Raw genomic sequence first — 16,966 nt, 5'->3', positions numbered from 1 at the left:
CCGGACGGAACGGGCGGAAGAGCCCTTACGGCACAGAAGGGCCCTTACGGTGCGGCCGACCCGACGGCCCCGGAGGACGGCGCCCGGCGCAGCGCGCTCCCGGCCACCCACTGCTCCCACGGCACGTTCCAGCCGTTGAGCCCGTTCTGCGGCGGCACGACGTCCCCGGACGAGGCCTTCACCTCCAGCACGTCCCCCGGGATGGTGTGCTCGAACAGCCAGCCCGCCGGGGAGTCCTTGCTCGCCCCGCCCTTGGCGTCGACCAGCCCGATGCAGCCGTGGCTGGTGTTGGCGGCGCCGAACACCCTCGGGTCCGCCCAGTAGTTGCCGTGCACGAAGGTGCCGGAGGTGGTGAGCCGCATCGCGTGCGGGACGTCCTGGATGTCGTACTCGTCGCCCATGCCGACGGTCTGCGAGTTCATCCGGGTCACCCTGTACTTCTCCGACACCACCATCACCCCCCGGTAGGTGGAGTGCTCGGGGCTGCCACCGGAGACCTTGAGCACCCGGACCACCTTGCCGCCCTGGCCGGACCGGACGGTCAGGGTGTGGGCGTCCAGGTCGACGGTGGAGACCTGCGCCCGGCCGACGGTGAAGTGCAGGTCCCGGCTCTGGCTGCCGAACTCCCCCGGCGCACCCTGCACGTCCTTGAGCCGCAGCGCCACCGTGACCCTGGTGCCGGCCGCCCAGTACCGCTGCGGGCGGAAGTCCAGCCGCTGGCCGCCGAACCAGTGCGCGGCCACCGGCACCGGCGGGTCGGCGGTGACCTGGACGGCCTTCTCCACCGCCACCCGGTCGGTGATCGGACGGCTGAAGCGCAGCGAGACCGGCATGCCGACACCGACCGTGGAGCCGTCCTCCGGGGTGAAGAAGGCCACGAAGGTGTGCGCCCGGGCGACGGTCGTGAACGCCGTGTGCTGGGCCGCCTTCTGACCCCGGTCGTCCTCGGCGACGGAGTCCAGGGTGAACGCGGTGCCGAGCGCCAGCGGGCCGTCCGGCGTCCAGCCGCTGCCGTCCGGGCCGATCGTGCCGGGCACCTCGGTGCCCCTGGCGTCGGCCAGCCGGACGGAGACCAGCCGCCCCTGCGCGACGTGCACCCGGACCGCGCCCTCCGACTGCACGTCCTGCGCACCGTCGGCCGGCTGCACGGTGAGCACCGCCCGGGACGACGACGGCGCGGCGTGCGCACCGCCCGTGGCCGCGTCCCCGTCCGGCACCATCGCGGGCCCTCCGCTGCCGCAGCCCGTCAGGACGGCCAGGCAGCAGGCCACCGCCGCCACGCCCCGCGCCCACACCCGTCCTCGGCGCCGCATCCCGGGGCCCTCCCACTGTTCACGTCCGACGCCCGGAACAACGAGAAGCGTCCCGGCGAAGACACGCCGCCCCCGGAGCGGCCGCCCCCGCCCTCCCGGGAGCCCGGACCCCCGAACCCCCGGCCCCCTGGCCGCCATCCGCCGGTAAGCCCCCGTTCAACGGCTTCCGATCTGCACAATCCGGGAAAGAGAAGGTGAACGGAGTCCGGAACACCCCGCCCAGGGAGGGTACGGCCATGGCGTCAGGGCAGGAGCTGGAAGCCGGGGTACGGCCGCACGGCCACCCGCACCCCACCGAGCCACCGTGGCCCGGCAGCTGGCAGCCGCTCGGCGCCCGCTACCGCACCGACCGGCTCGGCCACCGGGGCACCAACTTCGCGCTCTGGGCGGCCGGCGCCGAGGCCGTCGAGCTGTGCCTGTTCGACGAGGACGGCCGGGAGAGCCGGCACCGCCTCACCGAGCAGGACTTCCAGGTCTGGCACGGCTTCCTCCCCGGCGTGCGCCCCGGCACCCGCTACGGCTTCCGCGTGCACGGCCGCTGGGACCCGTGGACCGGCGCCCGCTGGAACCCGGCCAAGCTACTGCTCGACCCGTACGCCCGTGCCGTCGACGGCTGTTACACCTCGCACGACGCCGCCTGCTCCGCCGTCCGCAACTGGCCCGAGGCGGATGTCGCCGACACCGTCCGGGACAACCGCGACTCCGCGCCGTACGTGCCCAGATCCGTGGTCGTCCACGATGACGACGACTGGTACGACGACCACCGCCCGAAGACCCCGTGGGCCGAGACGGTGCTCTACGAGCTGCACGTGCGCGGATTCACCATGCGCCACCCCGACGTCCCGCCGGAGTTGCGCGGCACCTACGCCGGTCTGGCCCACCCGGCCGCCGTCGCCCACCTCACCCGCCTCGGGGTGACCGCCGTCGAGCTGCTGCCGGTGCACCAGCACGCCAGCGAGGACCACCTACAGGCCCGCGGACTGGTCAACTACTGGGGCTACAACACGATCGGCTACTTCGCCCCGCACGCCGGCTACTCCGCCTCCGGCTCCCGCGGCGGCCAGGTCGGCGAGTTCAAGCGGATGGTCCGGGCCCTGCACGCCGCCGGGATCGAGGTGATCCTGGACGTGGTGTTCAACCACACCGCCGAGGGCGGCGCACTCGGCCCGGCGCTCTCGTTGCGCGGCATCGACAACGCCACCTACTACCGCCTCCCGCCGAACCGTCCGCGCGGCTACGCCGACTACACCGGCTGCGGCAACACCCTGGACACACGCCGCCCGCAGGTGATCCGGCTGATCACCGACTCGCTGCGCTACTGGGTCGCCGAGATGGGCGTGGACGGCTTCCGCTTCGACCTGGCGGCCGCCCTCGCCCGCGGCGGCCCGAACGGAGGCGACGCCGTCGACATGGACCACCCCTTCCTCGCCGCCGTCGCCCAGGACCCCCTGCTCAGCCGGGCGAAGCTGATCGCCGAGCCCTGGGACGTCGGCCAGGGCGGCTACCAGGTCGGCGGTTTCCCCCCGCTGTGGGCCGAGTGGAACGACAAGTACCGCGACACCGTACGGGACTTCTGGCGCGGCGCCCTCCCGGACGTGCGCGACCTCGGCTACCGCCTCTCCGGCTCCTCCGACCTCTACCAGCGGGCCGGCCGCCGCCCGTACGCCTCGGTCAACTACGTGACGGCGCACGACGGTTTCACCCTTCGCGACCTGGTCTCCTACGACCGCAAGCACAACGAGGCCAACGGCGAGGACAACCGGGACGGCACCGACGACAACCGCTCCTGGAACCACGGCGCCGAGGGCGAGACCACCGACCCGGCGGTCAACTCGCTGCGGCTGCGCCAGCTTCGCAACCTGACGGCCACCCTGCTGCTCTCCGCCGGCGTCCCGATGCTCACCGCCGGGGACGAGCTGGGCCGCACCCAGGGCGGCAACAACAACGCCTACTGCCAGGACAACGAGGTCGGCTGGCTGGACTGGTCGCTGCTGGAGCAGCCGGCCTGGCAGGAGCTGTGCGAGCTCACCGCCCGGCTGGTCCGGCTGCGCAGGGCCCACCCGGTGCTGCGCCGGCGGGCGTTCTTCTCCGGCCGGGCCCTCACCCCCGGCGGCCAGCCGGACCTCACCTGGTTCACCCCGCGGGGCGGAGAGATGACCGAGGCCGACTGGTTCACACCGACCGCCTGTCTCGGCATGCTGCTCTCCGGCACCGCGATGTCCGAACGGGACGAGTCCGGGCTGCCGCTCAGCGACGACAGCTTCCTGCTGCTGCTCAACGCGGGCCACGAACCAGTGGTGTTCACCCTGCCCGGCGAGCCCTGGGCGGCGCCTGCGGCCGGGTGGGAGACGGTGGTCGACACCGCCGCGGACCCGGACGGACCGTGTCCGCGGGGCGCCGTCGTCCTGGGCGGGCGCACGCTGCAGCTGCTGCGCGTGCCCGCCCGCTCCGCCTAGACACGCCCCGGGTCAGCTGCGGGCGCGCACCGGCACCTCGGCCGGCGAGGGGGCGATCACGGTCACCGCCGAGCCGGCTTCACGCCGGGCTCCGCCCGTTCGGGTGGCCGGTTCTCGCCGGACGCCGGCGTCAGGGGTGAAAAACCGGATGAGAAATGACGGGATCTCCGCCTACCCTCACCGCGATGGCCGAGAACAGACAAGACCCCGAGAGCCCGACCCCGGAAAGCCCCCGACCCGACGGAGCCGGCCCGGCCGGGCCGCGGCACTCCGCGGTCAGATCCCTGCTGCGCCTGTGGCCGTACGCCCGCGCCGTCCGCGGCCGGCTGGCCGTCTCGGTGACGGCCGCCACGCTCGCCATGCTGAGCACCCTCGCCGTCCCGGTGGTCCTCGGCCTGATCGTGGACGGCCCGCTCGCCGAGCACGACCTGGCCGGCCTCTGGCCGCTGGTCGGCCTGCTGCTGCTCCTCGGCCTGGTCGAGTCCGCGCTGTTCTACACCCGCCGGGTGGTGCTGGCCCGCCCGCTGGCAGGGCTGGAGACGGCGATGCGCGGGGACCTCTTCGCCAAGCTCCAGCGGCTGCCGGTCTCCTTCCACGACCGCTGGGGCTCCGGCCAGTTGCTCTCCCGGGCCACCGCCGACATGTACACCATGCGGCTGTTCCTGGCCTTCCCGCTGGTCTTCCTGATCGTCAACTCGGTGATGTTCCTGGCCGGCACCGTGGTGATGTTCACCCAGGACTGGCGGCTCGCGCTGATCGCCCTGGCACCGGTCGTCCCGCTGTTCGTGCTCACCCGGCGCTTCGAGTCCGGCTACTCCGGCGCCGCCCGGCTCGCCCAGGACCAGAACGGGGACATCGCCACCATGGTCGAGGAGTCCGTCCTCGGCATCCGCATCCTCAAGGCCTTCGGCCGCCACCGCTCGATGGCCGAGCGCTTCCACGCCCAGTCCCAGGAGCTGCGCCGCACCGAGCTGCGCAAGGCGCACCTGCTCGCCAACCTCTGGGCGGTCATCGTCGGCCTGCCGGAGATCGCGCTCGGCTGCGCCCTCGCCGTCGGCGCCTACCTGGTGGCCCACGACGAACTGAGCGCCGGCACCCTGGTCGCCTTCCTCTCCACGGCGCTCGCGCTGCGCTGGCCGGTCGAGTCGCTCGGCTGGCTGCTCGCCTACGCCAACGAGGCGGCCACCGCCACCGACCGCTTCTTCGAGGTGCTGGACGAGCCGGACACCCCCGACCCGGGCACCGCCGCCGAGCTCGGCGCCCCGGACGGCATCCGCTTCACCGGCGTCCGCTTCCGCTACCCCGACACCCCCGAGGACAGCCCCGACCTGCTGACCGGCATCGACCTGCACATCCGCAGCGGCGAGACGATGGCCCTGGTCGGCGCCACCGGCAGCGGCAAGACCACGCTCACCGCGCTGCTCCCCCGGCTGTACGAGGCCACCGCCGGCACCATCACGCTGGACGGGCGGGACATCCGCGAACTGCCACGGCAGCGGCTGCGCGAACTCGTCGCGGTCGCCTTCGAGGAGCCCACCCTGTTCTCCGCCACCGTCCGGGAGAACGTCCTGATGGGCGCCCCGGGCGCCGGCGAGGAGCAGCTGCGCACCGCCCTCGCCACCGCCCAGGCCGGCTTCGTCGAGAAGCTCCCGCAGGGCCCGGACACCGAGGTCGGCGAACAGGGCCTGAGCCTGTCCGGCGGCCAGCGCCAGCGCCTCGCGCTGGCCCGCGCCGTGGTCGGCGACCCGGCCTTCCTGGTGCTGGACGACCCGCTCTCCGCCCTGGACGTGCACACCGAGGCCCTGGTCGAGCGGGCGCTGCGCGAGGTCCTCGGCACCACCACCGCCCTGGTGGTCGCCCACCGCCCCAGCACCGTGCTGCTCGCCGACCGGGTCGCGGTGCTGGCGGACGGCCGGATCGAGGCCGTCGGCACCCACCAGGAGCTGCTGCGCGACTGCGCGCACTACCGAGAACTCATGTCGGGCGAGGCCGCCCTGGTGCCCGAGGGCCCCTTCATGTCGCAAGGAGGGCGTGCATGACCACCACCGCCGAACCCACGAAGGCCGAGCCCGCCGCGCCGGCCGAGGAGGAGCTGCCCGCGCCGCCCGCCGACGAGGAGGACATCCCCGTCCCGCCGGGCGCGCCCCGGGCGCTGCTGCGCTCGCTGCTCGGCCCGCACCGGGCCCGGATCACCGTCGCGATGGTGGTGATCCTGGTCCAGCAGGCCGCGCTCCAGTCCGGGCCGCTGCTGGTCGCGGTGGCGATGGACCGCGGCATCCCGGCGCTGCGCGAGCACGACTCCGGCCCGCTGATCGCGGTGGTCGCGGCCTACCTGTTCTGCGCGCTGCTCAGCCCGGTGCTGCAGTGGGTGTTCATCAAGATCAGTGCCCGGATCAACCAGGACATCGTGCTGGAGCTGCGCGGCCGGATCTTCCGGCACGCCCAGCGGCTCAGCCTGGACTTCCACGAGCGCTACACCTCGGGCCGGATCATCTCCCGCGCCACCAGCGACATCGACGCGCTGCGCGAGCTGCTCTCCGAGGGCCTGCAGGAGCTGCTGACGGTCTTCCTGTCGGTCTGCTACATCGCGGTGCTGCTGCTGGCGCTGGACTGGCAGCTCGGCCTGGTCTCGCTGGCGGCCTTCCTGCCGCTGGCCCTGATCGCCCGCTCCTTCCGCCGCCGCTCCCGCCGGGTCTACCGGCGCTCGCGCACGTCGGCCGCCTCGCTGATCGTCCGCTTCACCGAGACCATGAACGGCATCCGCCCGGTGCAGGCCTTCCGCCGGGAGAAGGCCAACGACGCCGCCTTCGCCGTGGTCAACGGGCAGTCCGCCACCGCGACCGCGGACGGCCTGCTGGAGATCGCCCGCTACGTCGGCCTCTCCCGCGCCACCGCCAACCTGTGGACCGCCGGCGTGGTGCTGCTCGGCGCCTACCTGGTCGTGGACGACGCGCTGGAGCTGGGCGTGCTCACCGCCTTCGCGCTCTACCTGCGCCGGCTCTTCGACCCGATCGACCAGCTGGCGATGTTCCTGAACAGCTACCAGTCGGCCGCCGCCGCCCTGGAGAAGATCGCCGGCCTGCTCGCCCACGAGCCGACCGTCGCCGAGCCGGCCGAGCCCGTCGAGCTGCCGCAGGCCGGACCGGCGGAGACCGGCGGAGAGGCCCCCAAGGGCCGTGAGGTCTCCTTCGAGGGGACCCGCTTCGCCTACCGGACGGGCAAGGAGGTGCTGCCGCCCTTCGACCTGCTGATCCCGGCCGGCCAGACGGTCGCGGTGGTCGGCGCGACCGGCGCGGGCAAGTCGACGGTCGCCAAGCTGCTGGCCCGCTTCTACGACCCGACCGACGGGCGCATCCGGCTGGACGGCGTGGACCTGCGCGACCTGGCCACCCCCGAGCTGCGGCGCGGGGTGGTGATGGTGACCCAGGAGTCCTTCCTGTTCTCCGGCACCGTCGCCGAGAACATCGCGATCGGCCGCCCCGGCGCCACCCGCGAGGAGGTCGAGCAGGCCGCCCGCGACATCGGCGCGTACGAGTTCATCGCCGCCCTCCCGGACGGTTTCGACACCGACGTGCGCAAGCGCGGCGGCCGGATCTCGGCCGGCCAGCGCCAGCTGGTGGCCTTCGCCCGCGCCCTGCTGGCCGACCCGGCGGTGCTGATCCTGGACGAGGCGACCAGCTCACTGGACGTCCCCGGGGAGCAGGCCGTGCAGCGTGCGATGCGCACCGTGCTGGCCGGCCGGACGGCCGTGATCATCGCCCACCGGCTGTCCACCGTGGAGATCGCCGACCGCGTCCTGGTGATGGACCAGGGCCGGATCGTGGAGGACGGCTCACCGCAGGAGCTGATCGACGGCTCCGGCCGTTTCGCCGCCCTCCACCGGGCCTGGCGGGACAGTCTGGTCTAGCCGGGCCCCGTGCCTGTGCCCGGCCGGGCCGTGACGTCCTCGGGCGGCTGCCGTCCTTCCGGAGCTGACGGCAGCCGCCCGACGAGGTCAGCGCAGCAGCCCGGCGTCCATCCCGGCCGACTCGGCCGGCAGCGCGACCAGCCCCAGCTCGGCCGACGAGGCCAGCCGCGGGTGCGCGGGCAGCACCCGGACGGTGTAGCCGAACGGGCCGGTCCGGCACAGCTCCAGCGAACCCTCGTAGCGGATGCGGCCGTCCAGGTCGGGCCCGCCCACCGGCTTGAGGGAGAGCAGGCAGGCGTCCGAGATCCGGTCCCGCTCGTCCACCCGGCCGGAGACCGCCTGCACCTCGACGTCGCCCGGTGCCAGCGTCCCGAGCGCGACCTGCACCCGCAGCGCCAGCGAGCTGCCCAGCTCCTGCGCCTCGGCCGGGCAGTCCGCCTCGACGTGCTCGACCCGGACGGCCGGCCACGCATCCCGGACCTTCGCCTTCCAGAGCGCCAGCTCGCGCGCGCCGCGGCCCTGCTGCCCCGCCAGCTCCCGCTGGGCCTGCGCCGCCGGGGCGTACAGCCGTTCGACGTACTCCCGGACCATCCGCCCGGCCAGCACCTTGGGCCCGAGGGTGACCAGGGTGTGCCGGACCATGGCGATCCACTGCTGCGGCAGCCCGTCCGCGTCCCGGTCGTAGAACCGGGCGGCGACCTGGCCCTCGATCAGGTCGTAGAGCGCGGCCGCCTCGATGTCGTCGCGCCGCTCGGCCTCGCTGCTGTCCGGGTCGAGCGCCCCGCCGCTCTCGTCGGCGGTGGGGATCGCCCAGCCGTTGCGGCCGTCGTACCACTCGTCCCACCAGCCGTCCAGGACGGACAGGTTGAGGCAGCCGTTGAGCGCGGCCTTCATCCCGGAGGTGCCGCAGGCCTCCAGCGGGCGCAGCGGGTTGTTCAGCCAGACGTCGCAGCCCGGGTAGAGGCGCTGGGCCATCGCCATGTCGTAGTCCGGCAGGAAGACGATCCGGTGCCGCACCGCCGGGTCGTCGGCGAAGGCGACCATCTGCTGGATCAGCCGCTTGCCGCCGTCGTCGGCCGGATGGGCCTTGCCGGCGACCACGATCTGCACCGGCCGGGTGGGGTGGAGCAGCAGGGCGCGCAGCCGCTCCGGGTCGCGCAGCATCAGGGTGAGCCGCTTGTACGAGGGCACCCGGCGGGCGAAGCCGATGGTGAGCACGTCGGGGTCGAGCACCGAGGAGACCCAGCCGAGCTCGGCCTCGCCGGCCCCGCGCCGGCGCCAGGAGGCGTGCAGCCGGCGGCGGGCCTCCTCCACCAGCTGGGCCCGCAGGGTGCGCCGCAGCTCCCAGACCTCGGTGTTGCCGATCCTCTCCAGACCTGTCCAGCGCCGGGTCTCGCCGGTGGTCATGGCCTCCTCGGCGCGCTCGGCGCCGAGCTCGGCCGCGCCGAGCCGGACCACCGCCGGGTCGATCCAGGTGGCGGCGTGCACGCCGTTGGTGACCGAGGTGATCGGCACCTCGGCGGGGTCGAAGCCGGGCCACAGCCCGTTGAACATCGAGCGGCTCACCTCGCCGTGCAGGGTGGAGACCCCGTTGGCGCGCTGGGCCAGCCGCAGGCCCATGGCGGCCATGTTGAACAGCTTCGGGTCCCCGTCGCGCCAGCTCTCGGCGCCGAGCGCGAGCACCTGGTCGACCGGCACGCCCGGCAGCGCGGCGTCGCCGCCGAAGTGGCGGGCGACCAGCTCGCGGTCGAAGCGGTCGATGCCGGCCGGGACGGGCGTGTGGGTGGTGAAGAGGGTGCCGGCCCGGACGGCCTCCAGGGCGGCGGCGAAGTCGAGGCCGGTCCGGTCCTCGGCGACCAGTTCGCGGATGCGTTCCACGCCGAGGAAGCCGGCGTGGCCCTCGTTGGTGTGGAAGACGTCGGGGGCGGGGTGCCCGGTGAGACGGCAGTAGGCGCGCACCGCCCGGACGCCGCCGATGCCGAGCAGCATCTCCTGGAGCAGCCGGTGTTCGCTGCCGCCGCCGTACAGCCGGTCGGTGACGTCCCGCTCGGCGGGCGAGTTGGCCTCGATGTCGGAGTCGAGCAGCAGCAGTGGGACCCGCCCGACCTGGGCCTTCCAGATGTGGGCGGCCAGGGTGCGGCCGCCGGGCAGGACGAGGTCGACCCGGCTGGGGGTGCCGTCGACCTCTCGCAGCATGCTGACCGCGAGTTCGTCCGGATCGAGCAGTGGGTAGCGCTCCTGCTGCCAGCCGTCCCGGCTGAGGGACTGGCGGAAGTAGCCGTGCCGGTAGAACAGGCCGACGCCGATGATCGGCACGCCGAGGTCGCTGGCGGCCTTGAGGTGGTCGCCGGCCAGGATGCCGAGCCCGCCGGAGTACTGGGGCAGCGCGGCGGCGATGCCGTACTCGGGCGAGAAGTAGGCGATCGCGGCGGGCAGTGGGGCGGCGTCGGACGGCGGCCTGGTCTGGTACCAGCGCGGGCCGGTGAGGTACTCGCGCAAGTCGTCGGCGAGGTCGCCGAGTCTGCGCAGGAAGCGCCGGTCGGAGGCGAGCGCGGCCAGCCGGGCGGCCGGGACGTCCCCGAGCAGCCGGACCGGGTCCTCGCCGGTCGCGGCCCAGACCTCCGGGTCCACGGACCTGAAGAGGTCCCTGGTCTCGGGGTGCCAGGACCAGCGCAGGTTGAGGGCCAGCTCGTGCAACGGCTGGAGTTGTTCGGGCAGGACGGTGCGGACGGTGAATCTGCGGATTGCCTTCACGGCGTGAAGCGTAGCCTCGGCGGTCGGCCGGACAGTGCGTCAAGCGGGCTATTGGGCATCCGTTCGGCCTATTGATGAGATCGCATTCGGCGCATTGGTCTGCACGGGGGGCGCGCGAGGCGCACATTTCGAGGGCCCGCGCTACCAATACGTGAACTCTTCGGTACGGGTCCATTTCCGATGGCTCATCCACTCGGGAGACGGCCCGAAACTACTGTCGTACCGCTGCAAAAACCTCGTCACCGGTGCGAGGATGACCGAAGGTCGTTGATGCTGTGGGGAGTCCGGCGACGGGTGGCGTCCCCCGCGAAGCAGCACGTCCGAATCCTTTTCGTGTTGGCCGTTCCCGTCCTTCTTAGCCCATTCGGCGCTCGCCGCGCACGGACGCGTGTCCTCGCGCCCGGCCCGCTCGTTCACGGGTGGACCGGGTCGCCCGGGGACGTGCCCCGCGGAGGCGTGCGCCGGGACGCACACGGGCTCAGGGGCGCCCCACCAACGGCTCGGCGGGCGCCGGGCAGGTTGCCGGGAACAGCGGCGCGGGCAGGCTCCGGTCGCACGTCCTCCCCACCCAGCAGTCCTCCGGTACTCCCCCGGCCCGACTCCGGCCCGCGGGGAGCTGCCGCCGATCTCGGGCAGGAGTTTGGCATGCACGGCGACACGCGGGACCAGTCCACACCGGTGGCCGAAAGCCTCGACGCAGCGGTCGCGGAATCCGCCGGACGGATGGATTCTGACACTCGGACAGATCCGGCGATGCCGGCGCCGAGGGCTTCCGGTGCGGTCCGTGGCGGATCCTCCGAAGCCCAGCCCTCCGCGGCACCGCCCTCCGCACCGGCCCGGCACCCCGGGACCGAGGAGGACCGGACCGCGGCGCCCCGCAGGCGCACCACCACGCGCCGCACCACCGCCACCGCGTCGGCCACCACCCCGAAGGCCGGCGCCGGGGCCGATCCGGCGCCGCGCCGGACGTCCGCCGCCAAGGCGCCCGCCGAACCGGCAGCCGCCCGCAGGACCGCGGCCGAGCCCGCCGGGAAGACCGCCCGCAAGGCCGCCGCCAAGCCCGCCGCCCGCAAGACGACAGAGAGCGACACCGTGATCGGCCGCATCCCCGTCCTGGACGTCAGTCCCCTCGTCGACGCCGGCCGCCGCCCGGCCAAGGCCGTCGTCGGCGAGACCTTCCCGGTCACCGCGACCGTCTTCCGCGAGGGCCATGACGCCGTCAACGCCAACGTGGTGCTGCGCGACCCGCGCGGCCGCAGCGGCCCGTGGACGCCGATGCGTGAGCTGGCCGAGGGCACCGACCGCTGGGGCGCGTACGTCACCCCGACCGCGCCCGGCCGCTGGTCGTACCTGGTGGAGGCGTGGAGCGACCCGATCGCCACCTGGCGCAAGACCGCCTCGGTGAAGCTGCCGGCCGGGGTCGACACCGCGCTGGTCCTGGAGGAGGGCGCCCGGCTGCTGGAACAGGCCGCGGCCGGGGTGCCCAAGAAGGAGGGCCGCGCCGACGTGCTGGCGGCCGCCGACGCGCTGCGCGACCAGGTCCTGCCGCCGCTGTCCCGGCTGGCCGCCGCGCTCGCCCCCGAGGTGCTCGACGTGCTGGCCCGCCACCCGCTGCGCGAACTGCTCAGCGCCTCCCGGCCGCTGCCGCTCCAGGTGGACCGCGAGCGCGCGCTGTTCGGCTCCTGGTACGAGTTCTTCCCCCGCTCGGAGGGCGCCGTGGTGGACCCGGCCGGCGTCGAGCCGCCGTGCCCGGGCACCCTGCGCACCGCCGCCGAGCGGCTGCCGACCGTCGCCGCGATGGGCTTCGACGTGGTCTACCTGCCGCCGGTCCACCCGATCGGCCGAGCCTTCCGCAAGGGCCCGGACAACACCCTGACGGCCGGTCCGCACGACGTCGGCTCGCCCTGGGCGATCGGCTCCCCCGAGGGCGGCCACGACGCGCTCCACCCGGACCTCGGCACCATCGAGGACTTCGACCACTTCGTCGCCGAGGCGCAGGAGCTGCACCTGGAGGTGGCACTGGACTTCGCCCTCCAGTGCTCCCCCGACCACCCCTGGGTGAACAAGCATCCGGAATGGTTCAGCCACCGCGCGGACGGCACCATCGCGTACGCCGAGAATCCGCCGAAGAAGTACCAGGACATCTATCCGATCAACTTCGACCAGGACATGGATGGAATCGTCAAGGAAAGCATCCGGATCCTCCGGTTCTGGATGTCCCACGGCGTCCGGATCTTCCGGGTCGACAACCCGCACACCAAGCCGGTGGTGTTCTGGGAGAAGGTGCTCGCCGACATCGCCCGGACCGACCCCGACGTCGTGTTCCTGGCGGAGGCCTTCACCCGCCCGACGATGATGCACACCCTGGCGAAGATCGGTTTCCACCAGTCGTACACGTACTTCACCTGGCGCACCACCAAACCGGAACTCACCGAGTACCTCACCGAACTCAGCGGTGACGCCGCGGCCTACATGCGGCCCAACTTCTTCGCCAACACCCCGGACATCCTGCACGCCTACCTCCAGAACGGCGGCCCGGCCGCCTTCGCGGTCCGTGCGGTGCTCGCCGCCACCCTCTCCCCCAGCTACGGCATCTACGCCGGCTACGAGCTGTACGAGAACGAGCCGGCCCACCCGGGCTCCGAGGAGTACCTGCACTCGGAGAAGTACGAACTGCGCCCGCGCGACTGGAGCCGCACCGACACCCTGGCCCCGCTGCTGACCGTGCTGAACCGGCTGCGCCGCCGCCACCCCGCCCTCCAGCAGCTGCGCGACCTGCGCTTCCACCCCACCGACAACGACCAGGTGCTCGCCTACTCCAAGACCGCGACCACCCCCGAGGGGCTCACCGACCAGGTCATCACCGTGGTGAACCTCGACCCGCACCACGTCCAGGAGGCCACCGTCACGCTGGACGGCGACGGCCCGTACGCGGTGCACGACGAGCTCACCGGCGCCGTCTACACCTGGGGCCGGCACAACTACGTCCGGCTCGATCCCTCAGCCGAGCCGGCTCACCTCCTCACGGTTCGGAGGAACCCAGCGTGACAGTGAACGAGCCCGTCCCCGACACCTTCCCCGAGACCTCGAAGAAGAAGCTCGACCCCGAGTGGTTCAAGCGTGCGGTCTTCTACGAGGTGCTGGTGCGGTCCTTCCAGGACAGCAACGGCGACGGGGTCGGGGACCTCAAGGGGCTCACGGCCAAGCTCGACTACCTCCAGTGGCTCGGGATCGACTGCCTCTGGCTCCCCCCGTTCTTCGCCTCGCCGCTGCGCGACGGCGGGTACGACGTGTCCGACTACACCTCGGTGCTGCCGGAGTTCGGCGACCTCGCCGACTTCATGGAGTTCGTCGACGCCGCGCACGCCCGCGGCATGCGCATCGTCATCGACTTCGTCATGAACCACACCAGCGACCAGCACCCGTGGTTCCAGGCCTCCCGGACGGACCCGGACGGGCCGTACGGCGACTTCTACATGTGGGCCGACGACGACAAGCAGTACCCGGACGCCCGGATCATCTTCATCGACACCGAGACCTCCAACTGGACCTACGACCCGGTCCGCAAGCAGTACTACTGGCACCGCTTCTTCTCCCACCAGCCGGACCTCAACTACGACAACCCCCGGGTCCAGGACGAGATGATCGCCGGGCTGCGGTTCTGGCTCGACCTCGGCATCGACGGCTTCCGGCTGGACGCGGTGCCGTACCTGTTCGCCCGGGAGGGCACCAACTGCGAGAACCTGCCGGAGACCCACGAGTTCCTCCAGCGGGTCCGCAAGGAGATCGACGCCAACTACCCGGACACCGTGCTGCTCGCCGAGGCCAACCAGTGGCCGGAGGACGTCGTCGACTACTTCGGCGACTTCGCCTCGGGCGGCGACGAGTGCCACATGGCGTTCCACTTCCCGGTGATGCCGCGGATCTTCATGGCGGTGCGCCGGGAGTCCCGCTACCCGGTGTCGGAGGTCCTCGCCAAGACCCCGCAGATCCCCGGCGGCTGCCAGTGGGGCATCTTCCTGCGCAACCACGACGAGTTGACCCTGGAGATGGTCACCGACGAGGAGCGCGACTACATGTACGCGGAGTACGCCAAGGACCCGCGGATGCGCGCCAACGTGGGCATCCGCCGCCGGCTCGCCCCGCTGCTGGAGAACGACCGCAACCAGATCGAGCTGTTCACCGCCCTGCTGCTCTCCCTGCCGGGCTCGCCGGTGCTCTACTACGGGGACGAGATCGGCATGGGCGACAACATCTGGCTCGGCGACCGGGACGGCGTGCGCACCCCGATGCAGTGGACCCCGGACCGCAACGCGGGTTTCTCCTCCGCCGACCCGGGCAGGCTCAGTCTGCCGCCCATCATGGACCCGGTGTACGGCTACCAGGTGACCAACGTCGAGGCACAGCAGAGCAGTTCGAGCTCCCTGCTGCACTGGACGCGTCGCATGATCGAGATCCGCAAGCTCAATCCCGCGTTCGGCCTCGGCAGCTACGCCGAACTGCCCTCCAGCAACCCCGCCGTGCTGGCCTTCGTGCGCGAGTACGAGGGGGACCTGGTCATGTGCGTGAACAACTTCTCGCGGTTCGCGCAGCCGACCGAGCTGGACCTGCGGCAGTACGGCGGGCGGTACCCGGTCGAGCTGATCGGCGGAGTGCGCTTCCCGTCGATCGGTGAGTGGCCCTACCTGCTCACCCTGGCCGGGCACGGCTTCTACTGGTTCCAGCTCCGGCAGCCCCCGCGCCTGAGCGGGACCAGGCGGTCGAAGTAACGATCCGCCGCACGCCGCACACCAGCGTGAACAGCACCACCAGACCCTCCGGGGGCGCGAGTTGACCCCCGCGCCCCCGGAGTTCTCTGCACCACCGCGTACGGAGAACAGCCCAACGGCCACCCACACGAAGGCGTGACACCCGAGCCGTGCTCGCGTGCCGCGACCGCCGCGCCGCCGCAATCCGGAAGACTGACGGACCCGGCCACGACCCGTCGGGCAGTCCGCGTGCTTCCGGGGAAAGGGAGCCATGTCCGAAACCTCCCGTTCTCAAGCCCACCTCCAGGACGACGCCCCCGCCGGTCCCGCCGCTGCGCCGGGCACCCGGGGCGCCGGGGTCCGGAGAACCGCCCTGGGTGTCAGCGAACTCGTCCAGGCGGCCCTGCCACTGATCGCCGCATGGCTGCCCACCCAGCGCTGGTACGCCGGCAAGGGGCGGCCCATCACCGGCCTCACCCCGGTGGTCGGCACCCCGTTGCAGGTCGGCGACCCGGCCCTGCTGCACCTGCTGCTGCGGGTCGAGCACGCCACCACGGCCGGCGCCCCGCACGGCGACATCTACCAGCTGCTGCTCGGCATCCGCTCCGGCGGGCTCGGGGACATCGGGCCCGGCGCCGTGCTCGGCCGGCTCACCCAGGGCCCGTACGACGGCGCGATGCTCTACGACGCGGTGCACGACCCGGAGCTCACCGGGCGGCTGCTGGAACACCTGGCCACCGGCGACCGCTTCGGCGCGCTGTCCTTCCGCCGCACCCCCGGCTCCGGGCTGCCCACCAACCTCCGCGGCCGCGCCTCCACCGCCGAGCAGTCCAACAGCTCGGTCATCTACGGCACCTCGTACATCCTCAAGCTGTTCCGCCGCATCCACCCCGGCACCAACCCCGACCTCGAACTCTCGCTCGCGCTCTCCCGGGCCGGCTCCACCCGCATCCCCCGGGTCGCCGCCTGGTTCGAGAGCCGGATGGAACGCGCCGAGCCCGCCACCCTCGGACTGCTGCAGCGCTACCTGCCGGACGCCGAGGACGGCTGGGAGCTCGCTCTCGACCAGGTCGGCCGGCTCAAGGGCGACCGTTCCCCCGGCAACTTCGCCATCGAGGCGCACCGGCTCGGCCGGGCCACCGCCGAGGTGCACCGGGTACTGGCCCGCTCGATGCCGGTCGCCCGGCTCGACCGCACCCAGACCGGACGGCTGGCCGGCGCGATGGCCGACCGGCTGGACAGCGCCGTCGCCGCCGTCCCCGGGCTGCTGCGCTTCCGGGCCGCGCTGCGCGCCGCCTTCCAGCAGCTCGCCGACGCCCACCCGGACGGCCTGCCGGTCCAGCGCATCCACGGCGACCTGCACCTCGGACAGGCGATGCGCACCCCGCACGGCTGGGTGCTGCTGGACTTCGAGGGCGAGCCGGCCAAGTCGGTCAACGAGCGCCGCGAGCCGCAGCCGGCCCTGCGCGACGTCGCCGCGATGCTGCGCTCCTTCGACTACGCGGCCGCCCACCTGCTGGCCGGCGGCCCGGTCGACCCGGAACTGGCCCACCTGGCCGCCGCCTGGGCCCAGCGCAACCGCACCGCCTACTGCGCCGGCTACACCGCCGGCGGCGGCGCCGACCCGGCCGCCTCGCCGGAGCTGATGCGGGCTCTGGAGATCGACAAGGCGGTGTACGAGGTGGTGTACGAGGCCCGGCACCGGCCGAGCTGGCTTCCGATCCCGCTGGCCGCGATCAACCGGCTGGCCCTGTCCGTCTGACCCCCGCTTCCTGTCCCGCCCGCAGG

At 73.0% G+C, this 16,966-nt stretch carries 8 protein-coding genes; 6 read left to right on the top strand and 2 right to left on the bottom strand.

Annotated elements, in window-relative coordinates:
* Positions 1 to 44 precede the first annotated feature (44 nt).
* The gene (locus AB0O11_RS07440; protein ID WP_363382807.1) at positions 45 to 1,313 is read right to left on the bottom strand and encodes an Ig-like domain-containing protein; all 1,269 of its coding nucleotides are present in this window, start codon (positions 1,311 to 1,313) and stop codon (positions 45 to 47) included.
* A gap of 236 nt (positions 1,314 to 1,549) precedes the next feature.
* Here AB0O11_RS07440 and glgX point away from each other — a divergent pair, with 236 nt between their 5' ends.
* The 3 genes from glgX (at position 1,550) to AB0O11_RS07425 (ending at position 7,676) form a co-directional block, all read left to right on the top strand.
* Positions 1,550 to 3,769, top strand: a complete 2,220-nt coding sequence (glgX, locus tag AB0O11_RS07435; RefSeq protein WP_363382804.1) for a glycogen debranching protein GlgX — start codon at positions 1,550 to 1,552, stop codon at positions 3,767 to 3,769.
* A gap of 185 nt (positions 3,770 to 3,954) precedes the next feature.
* Positions 3,955 to 5,808, top strand: coding sequence for an ABC transporter ATP-binding protein (locus AB0O11_RS07430; protein WP_363382801.1), 1,854 nt, complete (start codon positions 3,955 to 3,957; stop codon positions 5,806 to 5,808).
* Complete coding sequence (locus AB0O11_RS07425; RefSeq protein ID WP_363382799.1) at positions 5,805 to 7,676, top strand: ABC transporter ATP-binding protein; 1,872 nt, start codon at positions 5,805 to 5,807, stop codon at positions 7,674 to 7,676. The genes AB0O11_RS07430 and AB0O11_RS07425 overlap by 4 nt, the downstream gene beginning before the upstream one ends.
* Before the next feature lie 87 nt (positions 7,677 to 7,763).
* Here the strand turns inward: AB0O11_RS07425 and glgP are convergent, their stop codons facing one another.
* Positions 7,764 to 10,430, bottom strand: a complete 2,667-nt coding sequence (gene glgP / locus AB0O11_RS07420; protein ID WP_363382796.1) for an alpha-glucan family phosphorylase — start codon at positions 10,428 to 10,430, stop codon at positions 7,764 to 7,766.
* Positions 10,431 to 11,522: 1,092 nt separating this feature from the next.
* On the opposite strand from glgP, the gene AB0O11_RS07415 reads away from it, so the two are divergent.
* The 3 genes from AB0O11_RS07415 to AB0O11_RS07405 all read left to right on the top strand — a co-directional run bounded on the left by AB0O11_RS07415 (position 11,523) and on the right by AB0O11_RS07405 (position 16,940).
* Complete coding sequence (locus AB0O11_RS07415) at positions 11,523 to 13,478, top strand: alpha-1,4-glucan--maltose-1-phosphate maltosyltransferase (protein ID WP_363383001.1); 1,956 nt, start codon at positions 11,523 to 11,525, stop codon at positions 13,476 to 13,478.
* On the top strand, positions 13,475 to 15,199 hold the full coding sequence (gene treS / locus AB0O11_RS07410; protein ID WP_363382793.1) for a maltose alpha-D-glucosyltransferase: 1,725 nt from the start codon (positions 13,475 to 13,477) through the stop codon (positions 15,197 to 15,199). Before AB0O11_RS07415 ends, treS begins: the two co-directional genes overlap by 4 nt.
* Before the next feature lie 250 nt (positions 15,200 to 15,449).
* Entirely contained in the window at positions 15,450 to 16,940 is a 1,491-nt protein-coding gene (locus AB0O11_RS07405; RefSeq protein ID WP_363382790.1) for a maltokinase, read from the top strand.
* Positions 16,941 to 16,966 lie beyond the last annotated feature (26 nt).

Origin of the sequence: Kitasatospora sp. NPDC093102 (genome assembly GCF_040683915.1) — a bacterium.
In the GTDB taxonomy this organism is placed as follows: Bacteria; Actinomycetota; Actinomycetes; order Streptomycetales; family Streptomycetaceae; genus Kitasatospora.
The sequence above is the reverse complement of the archived record's forward strand: the minus strand, read 5'-3'. Positions and strand labels throughout refer to the sequence as shown.